We start from the raw sequence: 4,814 nt of genomic DNA, 5'->3' as shown, positions 1-4,814 counted from the left end.
TCGCGAACTCGCGTGCCAGGTCCCGGATCGCCAGACGGTCCTCGGTGAGATACCGCGGTGAATCTGTCCGCGGCTGCGACGGCCGATGCGTCATGAAGGCTCCTTCGGTTTTGCGCAAGGCTACATCTATTTGTGCGGCCAAATCTAGACCCCGTCGGCAATGCTGTCATTCTCTCTACTGCAAGCAACATCGCACATCTGAGAAGGCCACGATTGACAGGAGCGCCACTCGTGAGGGAATGTGGCCGTACAAAACGTCGGTGGAGTCGGCCCGGCAGGAGGTGCCACGGGGACTGGGGAATCCGGCTCCACCTCCCGGCAGTCCCTCGGCTGACCTGCCACCATGATCGAGCGGATCGGACTAGGGGTGGGGGAGTGTTTTCGCGTCCCTGGCGCCGAGTAGTGCTGTCATCACCGCGATCTCGTTGCTCTGATCGCGGATCATTCCGCGTGCGACGCGGCGGATCGGTTCCGAGGCGACCACATGGATAGCTGCCTCCGCCATGTCGACGCCTCCCTGGTGGTGCCGGATCATGAGCTGCAGGAACAGTGCCTCGGCGTCTGCTCCGCGCAGGCCGGCGAGCCGGGTGATCTCGCTGGTGCTCGCCACTCCCGGCATCGGTGCGCCGCCCTGTTCGCCCATGACGTGATCGGAACCGTGCATCCACTGCATCGGACGCGCTGTGCTGAAGGGTTCGTCGAAAAGGTTGAGCCAGCCCCGCATCGTCGCGATCTCGGAAGTCTGCGCGACGACGATCTGGTCAGCGATGACCCGGATCTGCGGGTCGACGTCCCGTGGCAGTGTCTGGGCTATCAGCACCGCCTGCTCGTGGTGTACCGACATGTCCTGTGCGAAACCGATGTCGGCCGGGGACAGCTGAACCCCGACGGCGCCGGTGTCGCGCGCGAACTGCAGCCACATTCCGGCCGCGATCCCGCCGGCACCGAGCAGCACGGCGCACAGCAACAGAACGATGGGACGACGGAACTGCACGCGCCGCGTATCACTGCCCATAGGTCGGAGCCTGATTCGCCGGTGCTTGATAGACGGAGTCGTCTAACTGCAGCGCCATGAAACCGTTGTCGCTGCACGAGGTCCAGATCTGGTTGCCGTGGAACTCCGGTGGCGAGAAGCACCAATCCGCGGACAGGTCGCCGAACGCCACCATTCCTGCGCGTGGGCCGAACGCGATCCGCGGATCGGTCTTGCCCTCGAAGACGGCGCGGGCGAGCGGAACGAAATCGAAGAGGGACACACCGATCAGCGACGACAGGGCGTGTGGTGAATTGGTCAACTGGAGATTCTTGCCGGTCTGTGCCGGCGGGTTGTAATAGGCGATCTCCCGGATGCCGTCCAGGTCGCGGATGTCGAACACACGGATCCCGGACGATTCCCAGGAACACGCGAGTGCGGTCGGGTCCGTGGGGCGGTCGACCACGCAGTAGTGCGGATCGTAGGAGAAGACCGAGCCGCCTTGCGAGGACCGAAGGTTCGCGGCAGTGCTGGCGGGAAGCTGGATCTCGAGCTTGATCTTCTGCACGATGTCGGCGTGTGCCGGGTCGGCGACGTCGAAGACCTTGATCCCGCCGCCGCCGGTTTCGTCGACGGTGAAGATGTAGGGCTTGCCCTCGTACGTGACCGGAATGCTGTGCTGGTTGAAGAACCCGTCGGTCCACAGATACGTGGCGAGTTGCGGGACGGTGGGATACGGGTCGCCGCGTTGCACCGCGCTGATGTCGAGGACGGTGATCCCACCGAGGTTGGACAGGTACATCCGGTTCCCGTCGGGGGTGATGCCGAAACCGTGCCCGCCGAGTCCGTGAAGCCCCTGCCAGGTGATCCGTGGCTCGACCGGATTTCTGATGTCGATGGCGGTGAGGAAACCCGGGGCGGGTCCGGACACCCAGTAGGTGTTGCCATCGGGGGAGAAGCCGCCTTCGTGTGAGATGAACGGCAGCGGCATGGTGACGTCGGTTCCGGGACCGCGGTTCAGCAACCGGGGGTGGGCGCAGTCGGAAATATCGTAGACGGAGAAGTAGCCGGTGCCTGCGGCGGCCGGGACCGCGGTGGCGGCGAGCAACTTGCGTGCCTTGTTGACCTTCAAACTCTCCCAGGTGCCGCCCAGCATCGCGGGTTCGTTCAGGGTCGTGGACACCACCGGCTGCGCGGGGTTCGACACGTCGAGCACCTGCACGCCCGGCGTGTCGGGATCGAGCAGGTTCCCCGGGAAGAACGTGCTGGTGTAGGAGCAGTGGTCGTAAGTCACCGACAGCAGGCCACCACCGCGATCCTGCAGGCCCCCGATCAGCGACATGTTGCATCGATAACCCTGGGTGCTTCGTCCGCTGTTGCGGTCTTCTGCCGGAACGTCGCCCTGCATACCCGTCTCCGGCAACGAACCGGGGCCGCAGTCGGCCCGCGGGACGGCCGTCGATCCGACGTCGTCGAAGAAGTACGTCTCGGCCGACGCGACTGCGGGTGCGGGGCTCGTCGCGACCCCGAGGACGACCGACACCGCAAGGGCTGAGGTAGCCACACCTCGCCGCATTCTGGCGATCCGCATCACGAACTCCCCCCGGACTGTGGGCTCGACTACGCGAACGCTAGCAATCAGTACTCGAGTTCACACACAAATCGGCCAACTCCGCGAAACCCGCACGCCGGCGGGCGTCGGCCCCGCGGGAGGGGGCGGAGTGGGACGCATCCCTACACTGTGTCCCGTGCGAATCGCGACCTTCAACATCAACGGGATCCGCGCGGCGCAGCGGCGCGGATTCGAGGAGTGGCTGGGCCGGCGTGAACCCGACGTCGTCGCACTGCAAGAGGTCCGCGCTCGCGCCGCCGCCATCCCGCCGGGGGTGTTCGGCCGGTATCACGTCGCATACGACGAGGGCGAGTTCGCCGGCCGCAACGGTGTCGCGATCCTCACTCGACGCGCGCCCGCCGCGGTTCGGACGTGGAGCGGCACCGCGCTGGTGCAGGCACCGGGTGAAACGCACATCGAGCGAGTCGAACTGGATCCGCAGCCGTTGGCCCGGGGTCTGGGGGAGTTCGCGAACCACGGTCGGTACATCGAGGTCGACCTCGCCGGGGCGCCGATCACCGTCGTCTCGATGTACCTGCCGAAGGGCGGACTGCCCGCCCATCTCCAGAAGCCCGGACGGATGCGGGAGGCGCCCGACGGGGGTGTCCGCTACCACCGCAAGATGCGCTTTCTCTCCGCGTTCGCGCGCCAGCTGACCCGCGCGCGCCGCACGGCTCGCGGACGGGGGAGGGAACTGCTGTTGATGGGTGACCTCAACATTGCGCACACCCGTTACGACGTGCGGAACTGGCGGCGCAGCAATCAGGCGGAGGGCTATCTGCCGGAGGAGCGTGAGTGGTTCGACTCCATCCTGTCGCCGCGCACCCTCGTCGACGTCGTCCGGAGCCACCATCCGGACGTGGACGGTCCGTATTCGTGGTGGTCGTGGCTGGGCGAGTCGTTCGTGAACGACGTCGGCTGGCGCATCGACTACCACCTCGCGACGCCGCAACTGGCGCGGGCGGCGGTCACGGCCGGCACCGACCGGGACTCGGCCGCGGATCGCCGGATGAGCGATCACGCGCCGGTCGTCGTCGATTACGACTTCTGACCTGCGTCGGTCAGCTCGTTCGCCGTGAGGACGGAGGTTCAGGCGGTCAGCTTCACGGACAGGAAGGCCAAGGCGAACCCGAATTCCCGGATCTCGCCGGGCTGGTCCGGTCGGCATGCCCAGGTGATCAGCTCTCGATCGGCCACCAGGTCGGCCGCGCGACGCCGCGACACCTCGGGGTCGGGCGGTGTGGCCCGAAGCGCATCACCCAGCCGGCTCAGGGGTTCGACGAGCGGGATGAGCTCGGGAGGCGGGCGGTTCTCCGGTGTGAAAACACGCTGAGCGCTCTTGATCACCGTCATCGCCGCGAGCCACGAACCTTCCCAGGTACCGGCCTGGTCATTCGGTGGGTGCATGGCGCCAGCGTAGACATCGGGCGACGACTCTCGCGGGACTTCATCGGCATCGGCGATGGGCGCTCACAGGCTACTACGGCTGTGCGACGACGGTGTTCCCGTTGCCGTCGGTGCAGTTGATCGTGTAGCCGATCTCCGCCGATTCCGGGTCTCCCGCGAGGCGGCATTCCCACCCGTCGAAGCTGTACACCGGTTCACTCTTGTCGCGCCCGGTGAAGTACTTCGTGAGCATCGCGTGCGCCTCGTCGCAGCGGAGTGTGCCTTTCACGATGACCACGGTCGCAGGCTTTCCGGTCTCCGGGTAGGTAACGGGGCCACACTGATTCGATCCGCGAGCCTGCTGGGGAAGAGGCGCGGCGGTGGGCGCGATCGGCGGTGGGCTCGCGCTGGGAACGCTCACCGGCAGCGGTGTGAACTCGAGCGTGTACCCGCTCGTGGCGACGGTGAAGCCCTTTCCCGTCGCATCCTCCCGGCACGAGACTCCCGAGAACTGCACATTGCAACTGAATCCGTCGATCGCGAGCGTCGTGTCGTAGGGGAGCACGTTGGCGTTGCCGGGAAAGAGTGCCTCGTTCCAGTTCTGGAAGTTCGGCTCCTTCCCCGCCTCGACCGCGATGAGGTCGGCTTCGGCGGGAGGGGCGCCGTCCGGCGACGCGATCTGCGGGGTTCCCGGGACGCCCAGAGGCCCCGCGGTGGGATGCGAAGCGCACCCGGCGAGCTTCTTCGCGGGAATGATCGCGCACAACCATTTTCCCGACGGCGTGACGAAGCCGTATGCGTCGCCCGCCGGGTCGGTCGACGCGTACTGCTTCGCATCGACGC

General features: G+C 66.5%; 5 protein-coding genes. 1 reads left to right on the top strand and 4 read right to left on the bottom strand.

Annotated features, from left to right (window positions below):
* Nucleotides 1–361: 361 nt before the first annotated feature.
* Both ACFTZB_RS43055 and ACFTZB_RS43050 read right to left on the bottom strand, forming a co-directional pair.
* Complete coding sequence (locus tag ACFTZB_RS43055; protein ID WP_378441691.1) at nucleotides 362–1,015, bottom strand: DUF305 domain-containing protein; 654 nt, start codon at nucleotides 1,013–1,015, stop codon at nucleotides 362–364.
* Entirely contained in the window at nucleotides 1,005–2,564 is a 1,560-nt protein-coding gene (locus tag ACFTZB_RS43050; RefSeq protein WP_378441689.1) for an LVIVD repeat-containing protein, read from the bottom strand. Before ACFTZB_RS43050 ends, ACFTZB_RS43055 begins: the two co-directional genes overlap by 11 nt.
* Before the next feature lie 157 nt (nucleotides 2,565–2,721).
* Between ACFTZB_RS43050 and ACFTZB_RS43045 the strand changes: the two genes are divergently transcribed.
* A complete protein-coding gene (locus ACFTZB_RS43045; protein ID WP_378441687.1) occupies nucleotides 2,722–3,636 on the top strand; it encodes an exodeoxyribonuclease III in 915 nt (304 codons plus the stop codon).
* A gap of 38 nt (nucleotides 3,637–3,674) precedes the next feature.
* On the opposite strand, the gene ACFTZB_RS43040 is transcribed toward ACFTZB_RS43045, so the two are convergent.
* Both ACFTZB_RS43040 and ACFTZB_RS43035 read right to left on the bottom strand, forming a co-directional pair.
* Nucleotides 3,675–3,992, bottom strand: a complete 318-nt coding sequence (locus tag ACFTZB_RS43040) for a hypothetical protein (RefSeq protein ID WP_378441684.1) — start codon at nucleotides 3,990–3,992, stop codon at nucleotides 3,675–3,677.
* A gap of 73 nt (nucleotides 3,993–4,065) precedes the next feature.
* On the bottom strand, nucleotides 4,066–4,814 hold a 749-nt coding region (locus ACFTZB_RS43035; protein WP_378441682.1), incomplete at its 5' end, for a hypothetical protein.

The organism is Rhodococcus sp. NPDC057014, assembly GCF_042673295.1.
GTDB lineage: Bacteria > Actinomycetota > Actinomycetes > Mycobacteriales > Mycobacteriaceae > Rhodococcus_F.
This window is presented reverse-complemented; position numbering and strand designations above follow the sequence as displayed.